This window comes from Bradyrhizobium sp. SZCCHNRI1029, from assembly GCF_032487555.1.
GTDB lineage: Bacteria > Pseudomonadota > Alphaproteobacteria > Rhizobiales > Xanthobacteraceae > Bradyrhizobium.
Map to the genome: position 1 here is coordinate 197,803 of NZ_JAUEUK010000002.1, position 22,680 is coordinate 220,482.

Consider the following 22,680-nt stretch of genomic DNA (forward strand, 5'->3'; position numbering starts at 1 on the left):
TTTGCTCCCTTGACCCCTGTTGCGTCCTTTGCCACGGTCCGCCCAACTTTCGGAGGAAGCAGTGGCGACGACGATCCCCCATCACGATTTGAAGCGGCCCGCGCCGGAGGCGCTCAAGAGCGCGCTCGACGCGCTGGCGGCCCGCTTCGGCAACCGGCTCATCACCTCGCAGGCCGTGCGCGAGCAACATGGCCATACCACGACCTGGCTGCCGACGCAGCCGCCGGATGGCGTGGTGCTGGCGCAGGAGACCGCCGACATCCAGGACGTCGTCCGCATCTGTGCGCCAAAGGGCGTGCCGATCATTCCGTTCGGCACCGGCACCTCGCTGGAGGGCCAGGTCAATGCGCCGGCCGGCGGCATCTGCATCGACATGCGCGACATGAACAAGGTGCTGGAGGTGCATGCCGAGGACCTCGACTGCGTGATCCAGCCCGGCATCACCCGCAAGACCTTGAACGAATATCTGCGCGACCAGGGCCTGTTCTTTCCGATCGATCCCGGCGCCGACGCGTCCCTCGGCGGCATGGCGTCGACGCGGGCCTCCGGCACCAATGCGGTGCGCTACGGCACCATCCGCGAGAACGTGCTGGCGCTGAAGGTCGTGCGCGGCGACGGCGAGATCATCAAGACCGGCACCCGCGCCAAGAAGTCCGCGGCCGGCTACGATTTGACGCACCTGTTCATCGGCGCCGAGGGCACGCTCGGCATCATCTGCGAGATGACCATCCGGCTGCGTGGCATTCCCGAGACCATCGCCGCGGCGTCGTGCTCGTTCGAGACCGTGCGCGGCGCCTGCCAGGCGACGATCCTTGCGATCCAGACCGGCATTCCGGTGGCGCGCATCGAGCTGCTCAATGCGGCGCAGGTCAGGGCGTGCAACGCCTATTCCAAGCTGACGCTGCCGGAGACGCCGCTGCTGCTCTTGGAGTTTCACGGCAGCGAGGCCGAGGTCGCCGAGCAGTCGAAGAACTTTGCCGAGATCGCCAGGGAGTGCGGCGGCGGCGACTTCGCCTGGACCACCAAGCCGGAGGACCGCACCAAGCTGTGGCAGGCGCGTCACGATGCCTATTGGTCCGTGAAGGCGATCCGGCCCGGTGTCGGCGTGGTCGCGACCGATGTCTGCGTGCCGATCTCCAGGCTCGCGGACTGCGTCACCGAGACCGAGGAGGACCTCGCGCGTCTCAGGCTGACCTCGCCGATCGTCGGCCATGTCGGCGACGGCAATTTCCACTGCTCCTTGATGTGCGACGTCGACGACGCCGACGAGATGGCCCGCGGCGACGAGTTCATGCATCGCCTCGTCGAGCGCGCGCAGGCCATGGGCGGCACCTGCACCGGCGAGCACGGCATCGGCCAGGGCAAGCAGAAATATCTCGAGTCCGAGCTCGGCCCGGAAGCGCTCGATGCGATGCGCGCGGTGAAGCAGGCGCTCGATCCGCAGAACATCTTCAATCCAGGCAAGATCATCCCGGCGCGCTGATTGGCAATCCAAGCCGAGCTGGGTTTCGGATTTGGGTTCGGCGTGCAGGCCCGCTGCTCACATCTCCCAGCTCGCGGGAGATGTCGGAATGCATCACGATTCACCAAATAGAAAACGCCGCCGCGTTCGACACGCGGCGGCGCTTTGTTTCCGTGCAGATCAACGGCAGACGCGGCGCGGTCCCCACGGGGTCGGCCGCACCCAGCAGGTGCGCGGGCCGTAGACGCCGTAGCCGTAGGGGCGATAGACGCGGGGGGCGGGCCGGCAGCGGCCCCAGCGGTCGGGGAACCAGCCGGGACCACAGCCGCCGGCGACGCGCTCGACATTGCTGTCCGGAGCAGCCGGCTGGGCCGGCAGCGTGAAGGCCTGCGCGGCCGACGCGCCCAACATGACGGTCGCGGCGAGCAGGGCGGAGGTGAACAGATTGCGCATTGCAGTGCGGTCCTCTCGTTGGTTTCGAAGCAGTGCAGTCCTTAGACGTCGTCGGGCAAATTTTGGTTTCGCAATATTTTCGAGGTCTCGAAACCTCTTCCCAGTACCATAGAGCTCTCGACGACGCCGGTCGCCCGATGCAGCTCTGCCGATCATGTGGCGCATCGCTGCAGTGTCGACGCCATCGTGCGGTCTTCTAGCAGACATTCGCTGCAAGGAACATGAACGATCAGCGACGCGTCCCGCTGGCTTTCGTCGCAGGCGGCATCATTTTCCGCCTTGCTGCGCCTTTGCGTCCTTCAACGCCGTCCTGCAACCGTCGGAGAGCTTGTCGAACTTCTCGATCATGCATTGCTTGATGCGGCCGCCGCCCGGCATGATTCCAGTACAGAGCGTACGCACATCGTCGCCGCAGGCCTGGCGCATGGCGCTCCTGTCCTGAGCCTGGGCGGCCGTGCTGGAGATGACTATCAACAGCAGCGGAAGCAGCTTGTGCATGATCAATGATTCCTCTCTCGCCGCGGCCGACGCGCCGGGCCTCGTGAGGCGGTTGTCTCGCCGATGAATTTAGCGGGCATATGTCGACCGTCGCCGCAACGTGTAACGGTTTGTATCACGAGGTCACTGCGCAGAGCGCAAGCGTCCGCCTGCCGCCGGGGTCGTCGTCGACCACGGCGGCGCTCGTGCCGCCATTCCCTCAAGCGTGCACATTCGAGGCACTGCTGCGCAGCTTCCGCAGCGCGTGATCGACGCTGTGGAACACGCGCTCCCGGGGCAGCACATCGTACAGGCCGAACCGTTCGAAGGCCGCCTGGGCCCGCAGCGACTCCAGCCGCGCCACCGCGAACACGATACCGGCCTCGTTGCAGATATGGATCACGTCGCGCAGGGTCTGCGCGGCGGTGAAATCGATCTCGACGATGGCGCTGGCCTCGAACACCACCAGCCGCGGCTTGCGGCTGCGCAGCAGGCGCTGCATGTCGGCGCGGAACGTCGCCGCATTGAGGAAGCTGAGCGGGGCCTGGAAGCCGACCACGGCGATGTCGGACAGTTCCTCGCCCTTGATCTGCGGATGCGCCGGCCACCAGATCGTCGTGTCCGGCACGCGCTGGAAGGCGATGAGGTGGGCGCGCGTCGTGCTCCAGATGCCGTGCAGCAGCGACAGCGCGATGCCGAGCGCGACGCCCTGCTCGATCGGCAGTGCGACGATGGCCACCGCGGTGGCCAGGATGAGCAGGAACTCGCCCTTCGACGCACGATAGACGCTCGTGATCTGCGCGACGCGGATGATGCGCAGCGCGACGAACAGCAGCACGCCGCCGAGCGCCGCCTCCGGGACGTTTGCAAGCAGCCGGGCTCCGAACAGCACGAGCAGCAGCACGATCCCAGCGGCGAGCAGGCCCGCGACCTGCGACCGGCCGCCGGTCTCGACCACGATGCCGGTGCGCGGTGGACTCGCATTGACCGGAAACGCGCCGAACAATCCGGCCAGCAGGCTGCCGGCACCGGCGCCGAGGAAGTCGCGGTCGACGTCGGCCGCGCGGTCGGGATCGGAAGGGAACGAGCGCGTCGTCGCCGACGTCTGCACCATCACCACGACCGCGATCAGGAAGGCGAGCGGAACCAGCTTCGCCCATTGTTCCGGCCCGATCAGCGGCACGGACGGCATCGGCACCGTGCCGGCGATCTCGCCGATGACGGGCACGCCGCGTCCCCGCAGCCCGGCCGAGAGCACGAACAAGGTCGAGGCCGTAAGCGCGATCAGCGCGCCGGGAATGCGGGCGCTGATCCGCTCGCAGACCGTGATGGTCGCGAGCACGCCGAAGCCGATGAGCATCGTGTACCCGTTGGCCTTGCCGAGTTCGCCAGCGAGGGTGGCGATCCGCGCCAGCGTTGGCCCGCTCGGTGACGGCAGGCCGAGCACGCCCGGCAATTGCGAGACGATGATGTGAACGGCGATGCCGGCCAGGAAGCCCACGGTGACCGGCACCGACAGCAGGTTGGCGATGCCGCCGAGCCTGAAGCCGCCGGCCAGCACCAGCATGACCCCGACCAGCAGCGCCAGCGCCGCAGCGAGGCTGCCGTATTCAAGCGTGCCGCTGGCCGCGAGCAGCGCCAGGCCGCCGGCGAAGATCGGCGTGATCGTGGAATCGGCGCCGCAGGACAGGAAGCGGTTGGCGCCGAACAGCGCGAACCCCAGCGATCCCGCTATGAAGGCGAAGAAGCCGGTCTCGGGCGTGAAGCCGCCGAGCTTGGCGGTCGCCATCTGCTCGGGGATCGCGATCGCCGCCAGCGTCAATCCGGCGGCGAGATCGGCGGGCAGGGCGCTGATCCGCCAGCCTCGCAGCGAGCGGAGCATCGGCCAATGATGGTTGCCGTCGTGGCGTGGTTGCTCGATCATGTCGATGTCTCCGAGCGCATCACGGTCGAGTTGTTCGTCCGCTCACGCAAGATCGCGATCCCAGGGCGGCTCCGGCGCGAACGCCGCGGCGAGGTGGTCGATGAAGGCGCGCACCTTGGCCGACGGCGTGCGGTCCGGCAGATAGACGGCGTGCACCGCCAGCAGGTCCGACGGCGGCGCGTCGAGCGTCAGCGGCACCAGCCGGCCCGCGCGGATGTCGTCGCCGACGATGAAGGTCGGCTGGTAGATCACGCCCTGTCCGGCCAACGCCGCCGCGAGCAGCGCATCGCCATTGTTGGCGCGCAGATTGCCGCTCACGGTGACATCGACCGCGGCTTTGCCGCCCATGCGCCAGCGCGACGGGCCGGCCGCCGCCAGCGTATAGCCGAGGCAGTTGTGACCGGCGAGATCGGCCGTGGTGCGCGGTGTCCCATGCACGGCGAGATAGGACGGCGCGGCGCACACCATCATCCGGCACGGCGCCAGCCGCCGCGCCACCAGGCTGGAGTCCTTGAGCGTGCCGATGCGGATCGCGAGATCCCAGCCTTCCTCGATCAGGTCGACCAGCCGGTCGTTGAGGCCGAGCTCGACGCTGACGCCGGGATAGAGCGCGGCGAAGCCGGCGAGCAGCGGCGCGATCTGGCGCGTGCCGAAGGCGAGCGGGACATTGAGGCGCAACAGCCCGCGCGGCTCGACGCGGTCGGCCGCGATCGCGCTCTCGGCCGCCTCGAAGTCGCCGAGCACGCGCTCGGCAAGGTCGAGATAGCGGCGTCCGGCCTCGGTGATGGTCAGCCGGCGCGTGGTGCGGTGAAACAGCTTGGTGCCGAGTCGCGTCTCCAGCGCCGCGAGGTGTTTTGTCACCATGGTCGGCGACATGCCGAGCAGGCGGGCCGCGCCCGACAGGCTTCCGCAGCCGGCCACCTTCGAGAGCACCTCCAGTCCGGTCAGCCGGTCCAACACTGGATCATCTCACTCTTGGAGTGTGAACTGATTTTCCATTGTAGCGGATTATCGTCTGAGGGGAAATGATCCATATGGCGGGAAGTCCCCACGGAGGTCCCGATGATCGATTCCCGTACTGCGCCTTATGCCGCGCTCCTGCTCCGCCTCACTCTTGGCGGGCTGTTCCTGGCCCATGCCAGCCTCAAGCTGTTCGTCTTCAGCCCGGCCGGCACCGCAAAGTTCTTCGGCAGCATCGGCCTGCCGCCCGAGCTGGCCTATCTCGTGATCGCCGCCGAGATCCTGGCCGGCATTGCCCTGATCCTCGGCATCGCCACCCGCTGGGTCGCGCTCGCCGCCGTGCCGATCCTGCTCGGCGCCATCTTCACCGTGCATGGCTCTGCCGGGTTCTTCTTCAACAATCCGAAGGGCGGCTGGGAGTATCCGGCGTTCTGGGCCGTCACCCTGGTGATCCAGGCCCTGCTCGGCGACGGCGCCTATGCGCTGGGCAGCCTTCGCAGCGGCCTTGCCGGCGGGCAGTTGCGCAGCGCGCATTGACGCTGGCGTAGGGGGCCGACAGCGGTCGCCGAAACCCCGTCGTCCCCGCGAACGCGGAGACCCATGACCACAGGCAAATCTGAGTCGAGCACGAGGGGCGACGCTCAGCCTGCCTCGACCGTCGATCACGCGGTATGGGTCCCTGCGTTCGCAGGGACGACAGTTGTGGTTTGGGGCGCCACCTGAGATATCCATTGCACGAGGAGCCATGACATGACCCTGCCCAGCATCTTCCTGTCGCACGGCTCGCCGATGCTGCCGCTCACGGATTCGGCCGCCCGTGACTTCCTCGTCGGCCTCGGCGGCAGCCTGCCGCGGCCGAAGGCGATCCTGGTGATCTCGGCGCATTGGGAGACCGACATCCCCGCCGTCAATGCGGTGGCCACCAACGAGACCATCTACGACTTCTACGGCTTTCCCCGTGAGCTCTATCAGTTGCGCTATCCCGCGCCGGGGGCGCCCGATCTCGCGCAGGCCGTCGCGGCGCGGTTGCAGGCGGCCGGCCTGCCGGTCGGCATCGACCGCGAGCGCGGCCTCGATCACGGCGCCTGGGTGCCGCTGCTCCTGATGTACCCGCAGGCCGACATTCCGGTGCTGCAGCTCTCGGTCCAGACCGAGCAGGGCCCTGCGCATCATCTCGCGCTCGGCCGTGCGCTGGCGCCGCTGCGCGAGGAGGGCGTGCTGATCATCGGCAGCGGCAGCTTCACCCACAATCTCGGCGAGTTCCGCAAGCGCCGGCTCGACATCGACGATCCCGCGCCGTCCTGGGTGGTCGACTTCGCCGACTGGGTGCACCAGGCCGCGATCGAGGGCCGCGTCGATGATCTCGTCGACTACCGCCGTCTCGCCCCGCATGCGCGCGACAACCATCCGACCGACGAGCACTTCCTGCCGCTGTTCGCCGCGCTCGGCGCCGCCGGCGAGGGCGCCCGCGTGGAGCGCCTGCACAACAGCGCCAATTACGGCGTGCTGCGCATGGACGTGTATGCGTTCCACGGCGCAGACGAGGCGAAGGCTGCGGCGTGAGCCGTTGACTTGTTAGTTCGATCTGCATCTGCCCGTCGGGCCCATTTTGCCCGACGGGTTACTTTGTCGCAGACGATTTCGCTTGCGTCGTCGGGCAAATCACCGCGATCCTTCCGCGCATCCCGCCTCACTTGCGGAGGGGCGTTGCGCGCGATCGTCACGACACGCGAGGCGGGGAGCGGTGGCCGCGAGAACTCGCAGCATGTCCTTTCGATGTGCGGACGAACGAAGCTCTTGCGGACGTGAAGTTGCAGGGTTCTGATACCTCGACGCTGGTATCACCGCGCAACGCGTGAAACGCGTTGTCGCGCATGGCGGCCAACAAGCCGAGCGCCAGGAAGCCTGCATATAAGCGTGAAGACCATCGCGCAGGGAGGGCCGGGCGATCTCGGCTGAACCTGTGGTACCTGCCGCCTGCATTTTTTTGAGCAGGCGGGCCACGGGCGCGGCCAGCGCCCGGCCTTCCCTGCGCCCTCCTGATTGATGAGGGTGAACGGACGTTGCACAGCCCGGGCATGTCATGCCGCGGAATTGCAGACGCGCGTCTGTTCGATCGATGGATTCAAGCTATCGCCACAATCGTCATTGCGAGCGCAGCGAAGCAATCCAGAATCTCTCCGCGGCACGAGTCTGGATTGCTTCGCTGCGCTCGCCATGACGGAGGAGAGGAGCTGCCTCCAATCTGTGCGCCGCACACATGACCTCGGAGGTAACTGACACGGGATGGCGCGGCGTAGAAAATCCTTGACCCCTCCGCATGCAGATGATGCGAAGGATGCACCAGGGAGTGAAACAACAATGCGCCTGCCGTTCTTTTATGGGTGGGTCATCGTCGCCGTGACTTTCGTGACGATGGCCGTCGGCGTCAATGCACGCACGGCGTTCTCGCTGTTCTATCCGCCTGTTCTCGCCGAATTCGGCTGGGACCGCGGCGTCACCGCCGGCGCGTTCTCGTTCGGCTTCGTTGCCTCCGGAATCGTCAGTCCGCTGATCGGACGGCTGATGGATCGCACCGGCCCGCGGGCCGTAATGGAGCTCGGCGTCGTGCTGATGGCCGGCGGTCTCCTGCTCGCGCCGCTGACCACGCAGCCCTGGCATCTGTACCTCACCATCGGCGTGATGGTCGGCGCCGGCAGCGTCTGCCTTGGCTATTCCGGCCAGTCCTTGTTCCTGCCGAACTGGTTCATTCGCCGCCGCGGGCTGGCGATCGGCATCGCCTTCGCCGGCGTCGGCGTCGGCTCGATGACGCTGTTGCCGTGGGTGCAGCACATGATCGCGCAGACCAACTGGCGCACGGCCTGCACCGCGATGGGCATCGTCGTGCTGGTCGTGCTGGCGCCGATCAATCTCTTGCTGCGCAAGAAGCCGGAGGAGATCGGCCTGCGCCCCGACGGCGACGCCGCGCCGCTCGCCCACGCGGCCAAGCCGGTCTCCAACGTCGTCGACGCCGCCTGGGCCGGCACCGACTGGACGTTGTCGCGCGCGCTGCGCACGGGCCGGTTCTGGTGGCTCGCGCTGGGCTATTTCTTCGGGCTCTATGTCTGGTACGCGGTGCAGGTGCACCAGACGAAATACCTGCTCGAGATCGGCTTCAGCTCGAGCGTCGCGGTGTGGGCGCTCGGGGCCGTCAGCCTGCTCGGGATACCCGGCCAGATCGCACTCGGCCATTTGTCGGATCGCCTGGGGCGCGAGGCGGTGTGGGGATTAGGCTGTCTCGGCTTCGCGATCTGCTTCGCCGCGCTGATCGCGCTCAAGGCCGCGCCGTCGCTGGTGCTGATCTACGTCATGGTGGCGACGCAGGGCGCGCTGGGCTACGGCCTGACCTCGGTGATGGGCGCGGTCGCGCTGGAAATATTCCAGGGGGCGCATTTCGGCAGCATCTTCGGAACGCTGATGTTGATCGGGCTGTGCGGCGGCGCAGCGGGGCCGTGGGTGACCGGCGTGCTGTATGACTACACCCTGAGCTACACGCCGGGCTTCGTGATCGCCTTCCTCGGCGCCTTCGTCTCGGCGGCGGCGATCTGGATCGCGGCCCCCCGCCGGGTCCGCCTCGTCGCCGGCCAGTTGCACAGGTTAAAGACGGCGGGGGCGGCGGCATGATGTGTGATCGGGGCCGACTTGCCATCGCGCCGCGGCCGTGAGCTAATCGGCCAATCCAGGGAGAGGAACCCCATGAACGAGCATGTCCAGGCCGCCAAGGCCGCGCCGCTGTTCAATCCGCTGTCGCCGGAGTTCATCCGCGATCCCTATCCCTTCTATGCGCAACTGCGCGACAACGATCCGATGCATGTGACGCCGTTCGGCGCGTTCCTCGCCAGCCGGCACGCGGAATCGAGCCTAGTGCTGCGCGATAAGCGCTTCGGCAAGGACTTCGTCGCGCGTTCGATTCGGCGCTACGGCCCCGACATCATGCAGGAGCCGGTGTTCCAAAGCATGCGGCATTGGATGCTGCAGCAGGACCCGCCGGACCACACCCGGCTGCGCGGCCTCGTCGTGAAGGCGTTCACGGCGCGGCGGGTCGAGGACATGCGGCCGCGCATCCAGGAGATCGTCGACCGCACGCTCGACGCGGTGATTCCGCAGGGCCGGATGGATCTGATCGAGGACTTCGCGTTCAAGCTGCCGGTCACCGTCATCTGCGACATGCTTGGGATTCCCGAGGAGCATCGCGAGGCGTTCTACAAGAGCTCGCGCGAGGGCGGCCGCCTGCTCGAGCCGGTGCCGCTGTCCAAGGCCGAGATTGCCGAGGGCAATGCCGGCAATGCCGTGTCCAAGGCGTATTTCCAGCACCTGTTCGAGCTGCGCCGGAAACATCCGGGCGACGACCTGACGACGCAGCTGCTGCAGGCCGAGGAGGACGGTGCCAAGCTCAGCCATGAGGAACTGACCGCCAACATCATCCTGCTGTTCGGCGCGGGACACGAGACCACGGTCAACCTGATCGGCAACGGCCTGCTGGCGCTGCACCGCAACCCGGAGCAGCTGGCGCTCTTGAAGGCGCGGCCGGAGCTGATCACGAACGCGATCGAGGAATTCCTGCGCTACGATTCCTCGGTGCAGCTCACCGGGCGGGTCGCGCTCGAGGATATCGAGGATCTCGGCGGCCGGCGGATTCCTGCGGGCGAGAGCGTGCTGTGTCTGCTCGGCTCGGCCAACCGCGATCCCGCCGTGTATCCGGACAATCCGGAGCAGCTCGATATCACCAGGCCAAACGTGAAGCCGCTGTCGTTCGGCGGCGGCATCCATCATTGCCTGGGCGCGCAGCTTGCCCGGATCGAGGCCGAGATCGCCATCGGAACCCTGCTGCGGCGGCTGCCGGAGCTGAAGCTGGACGATCCGGACAACCCGGACTGGCGGCCGACCTTCGTGCTGCGCGGCCTCAAGCGGCTGCCGGCCCACTGGTAACCATCTTCGTCAACGGAGTTGTCCAACGCCCCGGAAAGACCGACAGCGCTGTGACTTCGCCATACTTAATCCTATATGATGCAGCGCTCCGGTATCGATGCCAGTGGGCCGCGGCCGCATTGGTTTTAAGGTTGGGACGCCGGAGCGTTGTCCTTTGAGGGAGACCCCGTGCAGACGACCCTGCTCGGCTTGGCGATTGCCTTCATCCTTGCGCTCCTTGCTGCGCTGATCGGCCCGTACTTCGTCGACTGGAACCAGTTCCGGCCGCAGTTCGAGGCCGAGGCGGGCAAGATCATTGGCGTGCCCGTGCGGGTCGCCGGTGCGCTGGACGCACGGCTGTTGCCGACGCCGACGCTGCGGCTGCGCCAGGTCACCTTCGGCGGCGCCAACCACCTCGGCAAGCTGCGCGCCGACAAGCTCGACGTCGAATTCAGCCTCGGCGACCTCATGCGGGGGCAGTGGCGGGCGAACGAGCTCACCATCGGCGGCATGGCGGCCGATCTCGGCCTCGATGCCAAGGGTCAGGTCGACCTGCCGGCAGCCTCCGGCCGCTTCGATCTGGCCGCGCTCGCCATCGACCGGCTCAACCTCACCGGCCGTGTCGCGCTGCACGACGCGGCCAGCCGCTCGACGCTGGAACTGACCGACATCGTCTTCTCCGGCGACGTGCGTTCGCTGGCCGGTTCGCTGCGCGGCGATGGCGCGGTGTCGATCCGCGGCGGCCGCTACCCGTTCCGGGTGTCGTCGAGCCAGGACAAGGACTCCAACGGCCTGCGCGTCCACCTCAACATCGACCCGGGCGAGCGTCCCGTGATGGCCGACATCGAAGGCCTCATCAGCTTCCCCAACCGCTCGCCGAAGTTCGAGGGCGCGCTGACGCTGTCGTCGCCCCCGAAGGAGCAGGGCGCCGACAACGACAAGCCCGCCCAGCCCGTGAAGGAGCCATCCGCAAAGCAGGCTCAACAGGCCAAGGCGGGTCCGCTGAACCAGGCCGGCGCGACGCCTTGGCGCATCGCCACCAAGATCGTCGGCGACCAGGCGTCGGCCAAGCTCGACCAGATCGAGGTCAGCTTCGGCCAGGAGGATCGCTCGCTCAAATTCGCGGGCAGCGGCGACGTCCGTTTCGGCGCCGCCCCCGTGCTGAAAGCCTCACTGTCCGCACGCCAGCTCGATGCCGACAAGCTCCTGGCCGGCGGTGACGACATCAAGGATCGACGGGCGATCGCGCCCGCGCTGGTGCTGCCGGCGCTGCGCAATTGGATCGCACAACTGCCGACCCTGCCGATGCCGGCCAACGTGCAGTTCGCGACCGAGCAGATCATGCTTTCCGGCCGCCCGGTGCAGAACTTTACTGCCGACCTCCACAACGAGCCTTCGGCATGGAGCCTCGAAAAGGTCGATCTGCGCGCGCCCGGCTCGACACGGCTGACCTTCCGGACCATCGGCATCTCGACCTCGGTCACATCGGGCTTCACCGGCGCGCTTGATCTCGAATCGTCGGAGCCCGACACGCTGGTGGCCTGGCTGCAGGGCCGCAGCGACAGCAGCTATCGCACGCAGCGTCCGCTGCGGCTGCGTGGCGACCTCAACGTGGCGCCGGAGCGGGTCGCGATCGACAGCCTCAAGGCCGACATCGACGGCGGCTCCGTTGATGGACGCGTCGCCCTCGTCAACCGGCCAGCGGGGCCGGGCTCGCGTTTCGAGGCGGTGCTGAAGGGCGATCGGCTCGATCTCGACGCGGCGATGGCCGTGACCCGTTCGCTGGTCGGCGTTACCGGCGAGTGGCCGGCGGAGGCCAGCGTGGCGCTGGACGTCGGCCGCGCCAAGCTCAGCGGCCAGGAGCTGCGTCCGCTCACCGCGCGCTTTTCCTACGATCCCAAGACCATCGCCATCGACCAGATCAAGTTCGGCCAAAGCAGCGGCGTGACGAGCGAGGGCTCCGGCCGGTTCGATCGCGCCGATGCAACCGGGCGGCTGGTGGTGACCTCGATGGCCGGCTCGCTCAAGGAGATCACTGCGCTGGTGCAGCCGCTGGCGCCGCAGATCGCCGCCCGCTTCGATGCGCTCGGCACGCCTGCCGGTGCCGCCCGGCTGAAGCTCACGCTCGATCTCGCCAAGGATCCGGCCAATGCCGATCGCAGCCAGGCCAAGGCGGTGCTCGATCTCGACGCGCCGCAACTCAAGGGCTCGGCGACGCTGACGGCAAAACCGTCGGCGGCGGCGCTGCGCAGCTTCGAGCTCGATGCGATCGATCGAACCGAGCTTGGAATCGAGAGCCGGGTGTCGTCGGAGCAGGGCAGTGCCGTGCTGGCGCTGCTCGGACTCGATCGCGTCGCGGCGGCGGGCAACGGTCCGGCCCAGTTCGACGCCAGCGTGACCGGCAGCTGGCGGACGCCGCTGCGGGTGAATGCGAAGCTGTCAGGCGCCGGTCTCGATGGCGATGCGCAAGGCTCCGTCGATCCCTGGGGCGACACCGCCAAGGCCAACGTCAATCTGCGCCTGCGCAGCGCCAACCTGTCGCCGTTGTTCGGATTGAAGCCGCAGGATCCGGCGGCGCAGAACATCCGGCTGTTCGGCCGTCTTGGTCTTTCCAACAATCGCGTGACGCTCGACGACATCGACAGCACGGTCGGCGGATCGCGGCTGCGTGGCCGGCTCGCGCTGGTGCTCGATGACGACAAGCAGATCGACGGCGAACTCGGGCTGGACGCGCTCGACGTGCCGCAAGTGTTCTCGGTGCTGATCGGCGGGGCCGGGCGTGAGTCGGCCGAGCCTTTGGGCGCCGGTCTCTTGAAGGGATGGCGCGGACGCGTCTCGTTTCAGGCCCTCAGCGGCGCCATTCTGAACGGCACTGATCTGCGTCCGCTGGGCGGCGCCATCAAGAGCGACGGCCAGTCGCTGACCATCGAGAATCTCAAGGGCAAGCTCGGCGGCGGCGACGTCAACGCGACCGTGGATGCGCGCTCCAACGCGAATGGTCTCGTCCTGAACGGCCGCGTCGAGTTGGCCGGTATTGACGGCAACGCGCTACGCTATCACAGCCTGAAGATGCCGGCCGGCAAGGTTTCGGCGCAGATGACGCTCGCCGCCGAAGGACGCAGCGTGCAGGCAATGATCAATGCGCTCTCGGGCAATGGCACGGTGACGCTTGACAATGCGGCGCTCCCCAATCTCGACCCGCGGGCGTTCGATGCGGCGTTGCGCGCGGCCGACGCAGGCCAGGTGAGCGACGACGGCAAGTTGCGGCAGGTGATCGAGCCGGTGCTGGCATCGGGGACGTTGCCGGTCACGGCTGCGCAGATCCCCTTCATCATCCGCGATGGCCGGCTGCGTGTCGGCGCCACCACGCTCGAAGCGCAGGGCGCCCGTGCCATCGTCTCCGGTGGCTTCGACATTCCGGCCGATCAGGCCGACATTCGCGTCAGCCTGAGCACGAGCACGGTCGGCAATGCCAATAGCCGTCCCGAGATCCAGCTGTTCGTGGTCGGGACGTCCGAGGCGCTGACGCGCGCGGTCGACGTCACCTCGCTGTCGTCGTGGCTGGCGGTGCGTGCCATCGATCGCGAGACGCGGCGGCTGGATGCGATCGCGCGCGGCGAGGTGCCGCCGGCCTATCCGTCGTCGACGGCGTCGCTGCCCGGTGCACCCGAGGCTGGCCCGGCGGCACCGAGCGCGGCCGACGTGCCGCTGCCCGGTCGTGATCCGCGGCGCGAGCCGCGCACCAAGCTGGGTGGTCCGCGCGCCGTCGTGCCGCCGCTGACCCCGCCGCTCTCGGCTCCCGCCCCTGCGCCTCAGCCGGCGGCACCGATGGCATCGAGCCAGCCGCAGGTCGCGCCCTTGCCGCCGCCGGTCGAGATCAAGCCCGCGCCGGGTGCGCTGCCGCCGCGCCCACGGCCGGTGCCGCGTCCGCCGGTCGTGCTGACGCCGCCGGGCAGTCCATGATGCCGGCTGACGGCGTGCGGAGACCGCGCCGATGATGACCTTGCGACAGGTCGAGGTCATTCGCGCGGTCATGGTGACGGGCACCATCAACGGCGCCGCGCGCCTGCTAAAGGTGTCGGCACCGGGCGTCAGCCGTCTGGTGAAATACACCGAGCGCTCGCTCGGCATCCGCTTCTTCCAGCGCCAGAACGGCCGCTACTTCCCGACGCCCGAGGCGCAGAACATCTTCGAGCAGATCAACAGCGTCTACGAGAAGGTCGACGATCTCAGCTACATCATCTCCAACATCGGCCGTGGCGCGCTGTCGGAACTGCGCGTCGGCTCGGTGCCCAGCATCTCCCAGGTGATGGTGCCGCGCGCGATCGAGCGCGTCCGCCGCCGCTATCCTGATTTGGGCATCGACATCAACATCCTCAAGATCGAGGAGGCGATCGACTATCTGATGCTGGGAAAGGGCGAGTGCGTGGCGATGAGCTACCGGCTCGATCATTCCGGGCTCGAATTCCTGCCGCTGGCCTCAGGCGAATTGTTCTGCATCGTGCCGCCGGGACACGAGCTCGCCGGCCGCAAACAGGTCTCGGCTGCCGAGATGACGCGCTATCCGCTGATCGGCATCGATCCCAACGACCCCTACGGCCGGATCATGGCCGAGATCTTCGCGCGCAACAAACTCAGCTACAATATCTCGATCAAGGCGCGCTTTGGCACCACAGTCTGCGCGCTGGTGAAGGCCGGGCTCGGCATCGCTGTGATCGACCAGTTCACGGTCGCGCATGGCGGCTATCCCGGCATTGAGTTGATCAAGATCGCCGAGCCGACGCGGTTCGACACCTACATCGCGGTCAAGCGCGGTACGCCGCTGTCGCTCTACGCCGAACACTTCATCGACTGCTTGCGCGCGGAGATGCGCGCGCTGGAGCCCGGCCGACGTCAGGTGGCCAAACCGGCGAAATCCGGTGGCGGCAAAAAATAACATGATGTTAGGTTCAGCCGATATTTGAGTAATTGTGTTAGCGAGCGGACGCGCTATCGTCTGCAACGAAATCCGCGCGTGCGGCGCTCGCACGTCACAGCAGCAAGAGACAAAAGCGAACGTGCCTGATCTTTCCGCGCTCAAAGCCCGAAAATTCCTGACCGGCTTGATCGGTGCCCCGATCGCGCATTCGGCCTCTCCCGCCATGCATGAGCACGCCGCGGCGGCGCTCGGCGTGCGCTGCCATTATCAGCTGATCGAGGTCGCCGGCGCGGATCGTGCCGGACTGGCGATGCTGCTGGAGGGCGTGCGCCGGCTCGGCTTTGCCGGCGTCAACGTGACCTATCCCTACAAGGAAGCCGTGGTCGAGCTGCTCGACGAGCTGGCGCCGAAGGCGGCGGCGATGGGCGCCGTGAATACCGTCGTCGTCCGCGACGGCCGGCTGATCGGCCACAACACCGATACCACCGGCTTCGAGCGCGCGGTGGCGCCGCTGGTCAGCCAGAGCCATCGCGGCGTCGTGGCGCTGATCGGGGCCGGCGGAGTCGGCAAGGCGATTGCCTTCGCACTTGCGAACCTCAAAGTCGCTGGGCTGCGGATCTATGACACCGAGCGGGCGCGCGCCGCGAAGCTCGCGAGCCTGCTGCCTGCCGGCACCACGGTGACTGTCGTCGACAGCGTCGAAGACGCGCTTCAGGGAGCGGTGGCTGTCGTCAACGGTACGCCGATCGGCATGCTGCCGAACCGCGGCACACCGGTTCCGGATCATCTGCTGCGCGCCGATCTCTGGGTCGCGGATGCCGTCTACTCGCCGCTTTGGACGCCGCTGCTGAAGGCGGCGAAGGCCAAAGGCGCGCAGGTCCTGCTCGGCCGCGAGCTCGCGATCTACCAGGCGGCCGACGCGTTCGAGCTGTTCACCGGCCTCGCGCCGTCGACCGAGGCGATGGGGGCGGCCTTCGACAATCACATGGCGGAGAGATATCCGGCGGTTGACGCCGCCTGAGCCGACCGCCAATACGCGGCGGAACAAGTCGTTCAAGCAAGAAACGCAAACAAGCGTTTAGAGCAGAGGAGGAAACAACGTGAGATCGATCATCCTGGCCGGACTGTGCTCGGCCGTGCTGCTGTCCGGAGCCGCCTACGCGCAGTCCGGTGCCCCCATCAAGATCGCCAACGTCGCCGAGCTGTCCGGCGGTGGCGCGACCGTCGGCACCAACTGGAAGAACGGCATCGACCTCGCGGTCGAGGAGATCAACGCCAAGGGCGGCATTCTCGGCCGCAAGATCGAGGTGAGCCACGCCGACTCGCAGTCGAACCCCGGCGTCGCCCGTGCCCAGGTGCAGAAGGCGCTCGACGCCGAGCCCTATGTGCTGCTCGGGCCCGGCTATTCCGGATCGGTGAAGGTGACGGCGCCGCTGGCGGCCGAAGCCGGCATCACGCAGATCATGGGCGGCGAGGCGGCCGAGCTGACGCAGGCCGGCAACAAGTTCCTGTTCCGCACCTCGTTCGGCCAGCAATCGTCGATGCCGAAGGTCGCCAAGTACATCAACGACGAGATCAAGGCGAAGTCGGTGGCGGTGGTCTGGGTCAACAACGACTTCGGCCGCGGCGGACGCGACGTCATCACCAAGGAGTTCAACCGCCTCGGCATCAAGGTCGCGGCCGACCTGTCGACCGAAGCCGGCCAGGCCGACTTCGCCGCCGACGTCAGCAAGATCAAGGCGGCCGCGCCGGATGCCGTCTTCATCTATGTCAACGAGGAAGAGAGCGCGCGCATCCTCAAGGAGATCAAGCGCCAGGGCGTGACGGCGCCGCTGATCGGCGAGACCACGCTGGTCGGCCAGAAGGTCATCGAGCTCGCCGGTGATGCGGCCAACGGGGCTCGCGGCCATGTCGGCCTCACCACCGATGCGCCGGTCGAGGCCATCAAGGCGTTCCGCGACCGCTTCGTGAAGAAGTACAACTACGTGCCCGACCATAACGGCCTGAAGGGCTATCTCGCCATCTACATGGTCAAGGCCACGACCGAGAAGATGGGCAAGGTCGACTCCAAGGCGTTTGCCGATACGCTGCACGGCCTGACCATCAAGACATCGGCCGAGCCGAACATCCTGATGGACGTCACCTTCGATCAGAATGGCGACATCGATCGCCAGGGCTTCCTGGTCGAGGTGGTCGAAGGCAAGCAGGTCGTCAAGCAGGTGCTGCCGAAGCTCAACTGAGGACAACGGTCGACCGGCGGCGCCGGAGGGGATGCCAGTGCCGCCGTCACCCAAAGGCTTAGGGGGAAACGATGTCCAATCTGCTCGACCTGATCGTGGCGGGTCTCGCCACCGGCGCCATCTACGCGCTCGTTGCCGTCGGCTTCACCTTGCTGTGGCAGACCTCGCAGACCATCAACTTCGCCCAGGGCGAGTTCGTGATGCTGCCGGCCTTCCTGATGCTCGCGGTGATGCATCTCGGCGCGCCGTTCTGGCTCGCGGTTCTCGTCGGCATCCTGTTGTCGGCACTTCTGCTCGGTCTCGCCTTCAAGATGCTGCTGGTCGATCCGATGCTGCGGCATGGCGTGCTGCCGCTGGCGATCGCCACCATGGCGCTGGCGGTCGGGATCAAGGAGGCGGTGAAGCAGTTCTTCAGCGCCGAGGCCTCGCCTTTCCCTTCGATCGTGCCGGTAGGTGACGTCACCGTCCTGGGCCGGGCGATTTCGCTGCAGAGCCTCGGCGTGCTCGCCGTCGCGATCCTCGCGGTCGTCGGATTGACCACGCTGTTGAACCGCACCTCGCTCGGCCATCAGATGCAGGCGGCCGCGCAGAATCCCACGGTGGCGCGCATCATCGGCGTGCCCGTCGAGCGTATGATCCTCCTGACCTTCCTGATCAATGCCGTGCTGGTCGCGCTGGCGTCGCTGCTGATCACGCCGATCTATCTCGCGAAGTTCTCCAGCGGCGAGGTGCTCGGGCAGGCGGCGTTCATCGCCGCGATCGTTGGCGGCTTCAACCAGGTGCGCGGTGCCATCGCCGGCGGTCTCCTGATCGGCGTCGTTGACAACCTCGCCGCGGCCTACGTCTCCACCCAGTATCGCGCCGCCGTTCCGATGGTGCTGCTGATCCTTGTCATCCTGTTCCGGCCGCAGGGCCTGCTCGGACGCGCCGAGGAGCGTACGGTATGAGCAAGCACAGCAGACTGCTTCTCGTCGCGCTGGCCGTCGTGGTCATTGCGGGTCTGATCATCATCCCGATGAACTTCAACCGCTACGGCCTGTACATCCTGAGCCAGTGGGCGGTGATGACCATCGCAGCGATGGGATTGAACCTTACGCTTGGCTACGCCGGGCAGGTGTCGCTGGCGCAGGGCGCCTTCGTCGGCATTGGCGCCTATGGGGCGGCGATCCTGACCACGCATGGCTGGCCGCTGATTGCCGCGCTCGGCCTCGTCATCTTGATCTGCTTCATCGTCGGCTGGCTCCTCGGCTATCCGGCGCTGCGCGTTCAGCATCACTATCTCGCCTTCGTCACGCTCGCGTTTTCGACGCTGGCGTTCCTGGTGTTCCGCAACGAGAGCTGGCTCACCAACGGCATCTACGGCATCAGCAACATTCCACGTCCCGACATCTTCGGCTTCCCGACCCGCAAGCCGCTGCCGTTCTACTATCTCTGTCTCGGCTCCCTCGGCCTCGTGACGCTCGCGATGTGGTGGCTGATCCGCTCGCCCTGGGGCCGCGCCTTCATGGCGCTGCGCGAAAATCCGATCCGGGCGCAATCGCTCGGCATCGACACGCGCCGCTATACGCTGATGGCGTTCGCGATCGGCTCGGTGCTCGGCGGCATCTCCGGCGTGCTCTATGCGCCGCTGACGCAATATGTCGATCCCGTACCGTTCAACCTGCAGCTCTCGCTCGATCTCCTGATGATGGTGATCGTCGGCGGCGCCGGCTTCATGCTCGGGCCGTTCCTTGGCGCCATGATAGCGGTGCTGCTGCCGGAGTGGCTGCGCTTCGCGGAAGGCTATTATCTGATGCTCTATGCGGCCGCCGTGATCGTGCTGCTGATCTATTCGCCGAGCGGCATTCTCGGCATCCTCGACCGCTATCTCAGCTCACGGCGAACCCAGGCGGCGTCCGCGCTGCGTGCGGCGGCTCAATCCAAGCTGGAGGCCGCGCGATGACCGCAGTCCTCGATGTTCGCGACGTCAAGAAGAGCTTTGGCGGCATCACCGCCGTCAACGGCGTCAGCTTTGACGTGCAGGAGGGCGAGATCCTCGGCCTGATCGGCCCCAATGGCTGCGGCAAGTCGACCCTGTTCAACTGCATCCTCGGCCAGCTGGTGCCGAGCGCGGGCGAGGTCAGGGTCGATGGCAAGCTCGTCACGGGCCAGCGCCCGTCCGAGCTGAACCGCCTCGGCGTCAGCCGCACATTTCAGCTGCTGCAGGTGTTCCCGAAACTGTCGGTGCGCGACAATCTGATCCTCGCGGGCCAGGAGCATCGCGGCAGCATGCTGTCGCGCCTGTTCGGCCCGTCGGATGCGGGGCTCACGGAGACGGCCGATCAGATGATCGGCTTCTTCAAGCTTGAGCATCTCGCCAACGAGCCGGCCGGTGGCTTGTCCTATGGTCAGCAGAAGCTGCTCGATGCCGCCATGGCCTTCATGGGCGGCCCGCGGCTGGTGCTGCTCGACGAGCCTGCAGGCGGCGTCAACCCGACCATGCTGGGCGACCTCAAGGAGCGGCTGATCGCGATCAACCGCGAACGCCGCGCCACCTTCGTGGTGATCGAGCACAACATGGAGTTCGTGATGTCGCTGTGCTCGCGCGTCATGGTGATGGCGGAGGGCAAGGTGCTGGCGATCGGCAAGCCCGACGAGATCAGGGCCAACCCGGCCGTGATCGAAGCCTATCTCGGACATTGAGGAGACGGCGATGAGCGATCCCATTCTCGACGTCCAGAACCTCGTCGGCGGCTACGGCAAGATGACGATCCTCAACGGCACGACCTTCTCGGTGCCGGCGGGCTCGATCACCACCGTCATCGGTCCGAACGGTGCCGGCAAGTCGACCGTGTTCAAGGCGATCTTCGGCCTGCTCAAGCTGCGCGAAGGCAAGGTGGTCTTCAAGGGCCGCGACGTCACCGGCTTGAGCCAGCGCGCGCTGCTCGGCGCCGGCATCTGCTACATCCCGCAGGGCCGCAACATTTTCGGCGAGCTGTCGGTCCGTCACAATATCGAGCTCGGCGGCGTGGCCGCACCGCGCGAGTTCGATCTGGCCGCCCGTGTCGAGGCGGCGCTCGACGTCTTTCCCGTGCTGCGCAAGAAGGCGGACCGGCAGGCCTCGACCCTGTCAGGCGGCGAGCAGAAGCAGCTCGAAATCGCGCGCGGGCTTCTGCTCGAGCCGCAGCTCGTGCTGATCGACGAGCCCTCCATCGGCCTGTCGCCCTTGATGGTGCAGCAGACCTTCGACATGCTGAAACAATTGCGCGACCGCGGCGTCTCGGTGCTCCTGATCGAGCAGAATGCGCGCTCGGCGCTGGAGATCTCCGACTACGGCATCGTGCTCGAGCTCGGCCGCACCCGCATCATCGACAAGGCCGACCGCGTGCTGGCCGATCCGCGCATCGGCCAGCTGTTCCTGGGCGGCGCGATGGAGGAGACGGCGGCATGAACCAGCGCTCGATCGCAACGGTCTCCATCTCAGGCGCGCTCGACGAGAAGCTCAAGGCGATCGCCGCCGCCGGCTTCGATACGGTCGAGATCTTCGAGAACGATCTCGTCGCGTTCGGGATGCGGCCGCGCGAGATCGGGCAGATGTGCCGCGACCTTGGGTTGTCGATCTGCGCCTATCAGCCGTTCCGCGATTTCGAGGGCATGCCGGAGCCGCAGCGCGCGCGCAACTTCATCCGCGCCGAGCGCAAGTTCGACCTGATGCAGGAACTCGGCACCGATCTGCTGCTGATCTGCAGCAGCGTGTCGCCGGCCTCGCTCGGCGGCATCGACCGGGCCGCCGCCGATTTCCACGAGCTCGGCGAGCGCGCGGCCAAGCGCGGCCTGCGCGTCGGCTACGAGGCGCTGGCCTGGGGCCGCCACGTCCATGACTATCGTGACGCCTGGGAGATCGTCCGCCGCGCCGATCACAAGGCGATCGGCGTCATCCTCGACAGCTTTCATGCGCTGGCGCCAGCGCTGCCGACCAACGCGATCCGCGCCATTCCGGCCGACAAGATTTTCTTGGTGCAGCTTGCCGATGCGCCGAAGCTCGAACTGGATGTGCTGTCCTGGAGCCGGCATTTTCGCAGTTTTCCGGGGCAGGGCGATCTACCAGTCGGCGCGTTCATGGAGGCGGTCGCCGCGACCGGCTATTCCGGGCCGCTGTCGCTGGAGATCTTCAACGATCAGTTCCGCGCCGGCTCGGCGCCGCGCACCGCGCTCGACGGCATGCGCTCGCTGCTGCTGTTGCAGGATGACCTCGCCGGGAACGTGCCCGCCCAGCCGGAGCCGCGCTTCGAGCCTCGGGTCAAGAGCCACGGGATCGGCTTCGTCGAATTCGCGGTCAGCGAGGACAAAGCGGAGTCTCTGGCGAGACTGTTCGGACAGCTTGGCTTCCGCAAGACGGGGCGTCATCGCAGCAAGGCGGTGCAGCGCTGGTCCCAGGGCGCAATCGAGTTGGTGATCAACTGCGAGCCGGCCAGTTTTGCGCATTCACACTACGTCACGCATGGGGCTGGTGTCTGCGCGTTGGCGCTGGACGTCGACAGTGCCGCTCGTGCCATGGCGCGGGCGCAGTCCTTGAAGACGCGCACCTTCACCCAGCCGGTCGGGCCGGGCGAGCTGGAGATCCCGGCGATCCATGGTGTCGGCGGCAGCCTGCTGTACTTCCTGGATACCCACGGGCGGCACTGGGACGTCGATTTCGAAGCCGTCGCCAGCGACAAAAGCACCGACCGTCTCGTCGCGGTCGATCACATCGCCCAGTCGATGCCGCATGAGGAGATGCTGTCCTGGCTGCTGTTCTATGCCGGGCTGATCGACTTCTCCCGCCTGCCGCAGATGGAGATCGCCGATCCCCGAGGCCTCGTGCAGAGCCAGGCGATCGTCAACGGCGATCGCAGCCTGCGCTTCATCCTCAACGGCTCCACGGCGACGCGCACCTTGTCATCGCGCTTCATCTCCGAATTCTTCGGCTCTGGCGTCCAGCACATCGCGTTCTCGTGCGACGACATCTTCGCGGCCGTGGCCGAGATGCGCGCCCGCGGCGCCGGCTTCCTCGACATTCCCGACAACTACTACGACGATCTCGAAGCCAAGTATGATCTTGCGCCCGACACGGTCGCCGCGCTCCGTGCCAACGAGATCCTGTACGACCGCGACGGCGACGCCGAGTTCTTCCAAGTCTACACCCATATCTTCGAGGAGCGCTTCTTCTTCGAGATCGTGCAGCGCCGCAACTATCAGGGCTTCGGTGCGGCCAATGCCGCGATCCGGCTGGCAGCGCAGGCCCGCGAGGTGCGGCCGGACGCGATGCCGCGGCTTTAGC

The 22,680-nt window shown here is 67.0% G+C and carries 18 protein-coding genes; 14 read left to right on the top strand and 4 right to left on the bottom strand.

The features are described 5' to 3' along the window. The first annotated feature begins 61 nt into the window (after positions 1-61). Positions 62-1,483 carry an FAD-binding oxidoreductase gene (locus QW861_RS06525; RefSeq protein ID WP_315713393.1) on the top strand — a complete coding sequence of 474 codons (1,422 nt, stop codon included), beginning with the start codon at positions 62-64 and terminating at the stop codon, positions 1,481-1,483. 159 nt (positions 1,484-1,642) lie between these two features. Here QW861_RS06525 and QW861_RS06530 read toward each other — a convergent pair whose 3' ends face one another. The 4 genes from QW861_RS06530 to QW861_RS06545 form a co-directional block, all read right to left on the bottom strand. Further along, entirely contained in the window at positions 1,643-1,915 is a 273-nt protein-coding gene (locus QW861_RS06530) for a GCG_CRPN prefix-to-repeats domain-containing protein (protein WP_315713392.1), read from the bottom strand. Positions 1,916-2,182: 267 nt separating this feature from the next. Beyond that, a complete protein-coding gene (locus QW861_RS06535; RefSeq protein WP_315736839.1) occupies positions 2,183-2,413 on the bottom strand; it encodes a hypothetical protein in 231 nt (76 codons plus the stop codon). Between the two features lie 199 nt (positions 2,414-2,612). Continuing rightward, positions 2,613-4,316, bottom strand: coding sequence for a SulP family inorganic anion transporter (locus QW861_RS06540; RefSeq protein ID WP_316192840.1), 1,704 nt, complete (start codon positions 4,314-4,316; stop codon positions 2,613-2,615). A gap of 42 nt (positions 4,317-4,358) precedes the next feature. After that, positions 4,359-5,276, bottom strand: coding sequence for a LysR family transcriptional regulator (locus QW861_RS06545; protein ID WP_315713389.1), 918 nt, complete (start codon positions 5,274-5,276; stop codon positions 4,359-4,361). A 102-nt stretch (positions 5,277-5,378) separates the two neighbouring features. Between QW861_RS06545 and QW861_RS06550 the strand changes: the two genes are divergently transcribed. The 13 genes from QW861_RS06550 to QW861_RS06610 all read left to right on the top strand — a co-directional run bounded on the left by QW861_RS06550 (position 5,379) and on the right by QW861_RS06610 (position 22,679). Next, a complete protein-coding gene (locus QW861_RS06550) occupies positions 5,379-5,813 on the top strand; it encodes a DoxX family protein (protein ID WP_315713388.1) in 435 nt (144 codons plus the stop codon). Positions 5,814-6,026: 213 nt separating this feature from the next. Then, on the top strand, positions 6,027-6,839 hold the full coding sequence (locus tag QW861_RS06555; protein WP_315713387.1) for a class III extradiol ring-cleavage dioxygenase: 813 nt from the start codon (positions 6,027-6,029) through the stop codon (positions 6,837-6,839). Between the two features lie 798 nt (positions 6,840-7,637). After that, the gene (locus tag QW861_RS06560) at positions 7,638-8,939 is read left to right on the top strand and encodes an MFS transporter (protein ID WP_315752462.1); all 1,302 of its coding nucleotides are present in this window, start codon (positions 7,638-7,640) and stop codon (positions 8,937-8,939) included. Between the two features lie 72 nt (positions 8,940-9,011). Beyond that, complete coding sequence (locus QW861_RS06565; RefSeq protein ID WP_315713385.1) at positions 9,012-10,244, top strand: cytochrome P450; 1,233 nt, start codon at positions 9,012-9,014, stop codon at positions 10,242-10,244. A gap of 168 nt (positions 10,245-10,412) precedes the next feature. Continuing rightward, on the top strand, positions 10,413-14,186 hold the full coding sequence (locus QW861_RS06570) for an AsmA-like C-terminal region-containing protein (RefSeq protein ID WP_315752463.1): 3,774 nt from the start codon (positions 10,413-10,415) through the stop codon (positions 14,184-14,186). A gap of 31 nt (positions 14,187-14,217) precedes the next feature. After that, the gene (locus QW861_RS06575; RefSeq protein ID WP_315713383.1) at positions 14,218-15,159 is read left to right on the top strand and encodes a LysR family transcriptional regulator; all 942 of its coding nucleotides are present in this window, start codon (positions 14,218-14,220) and stop codon (positions 15,157-15,159) included. Between the two features lie 121 nt (positions 15,160-15,280). Continuing rightward, positions 15,281-16,162 (top strand): shikimate dehydrogenase, encoded by an 882-nt coding sequence (locus QW861_RS06580; protein WP_316192841.1) that lies wholly within the window; start codon positions 15,281-15,283, stop codon positions 16,160-16,162. A gap of 79 nt (positions 16,163-16,241) precedes the next feature. Further along, entirely contained in the window at positions 16,242-17,381 is a 1,140-nt protein-coding gene (locus QW861_RS06585) for an ABC transporter substrate-binding protein (RefSeq protein ID WP_315713381.1), read from the top strand. A gap of 71 nt (positions 17,382-17,452) precedes the next feature. Beyond that, the gene (locus QW861_RS06590; protein WP_315755128.1) at positions 17,453-18,328 is read left to right on the top strand and encodes a branched-chain amino acid ABC transporter permease; all 876 of its coding nucleotides are present in this window, start codon (positions 17,453-17,455) and stop codon (positions 18,326-18,328) included. Continuing rightward, positions 18,325-19,323: a branched-chain amino acid ABC transporter permease gene (locus tag QW861_RS06595; protein ID WP_316192842.1), complete on the top strand. Its 999-nt coding sequence runs from the start codon at positions 18,325-18,327 to the stop codon at positions 19,321-19,323. Before QW861_RS06590 ends, QW861_RS06595 begins: the two co-directional genes overlap by 4 nt. Further along, positions 19,320-20,063 (top strand): ABC transporter ATP-binding protein, encoded by a 744-nt coding sequence (locus tag QW861_RS06600; protein ID WP_316192843.1) that lies wholly within the window; start codon positions 19,320-19,322, stop codon positions 20,061-20,063. The genes QW861_RS06595 and QW861_RS06600 overlap by 4 nt, the downstream gene beginning before the upstream one ends. A gap of 10 nt (positions 20,064-20,073) precedes the next feature. Then, the gene (locus QW861_RS06605; RefSeq protein WP_316192844.1) at positions 20,074-20,811 is read left to right on the top strand and encodes an ABC transporter ATP-binding protein; all 738 of its coding nucleotides are present in this window, start codon (positions 20,074-20,076) and stop codon (positions 20,809-20,811) included. Further along, on the top strand, positions 20,808-22,679 hold the full coding sequence (locus QW861_RS06610; protein WP_316192845.1) for a bifunctional sugar phosphate isomerase/epimerase/4-hydroxyphenylpyruvate dioxygenase family protein: 1,872 nt from the start codon (positions 20,808-20,810) through the stop codon (positions 22,677-22,679). The genes QW861_RS06605 and QW861_RS06610 overlap by 4 nt, the downstream gene beginning before the upstream one ends. Position 22,680: the final 1 nt, after the last annotated feature.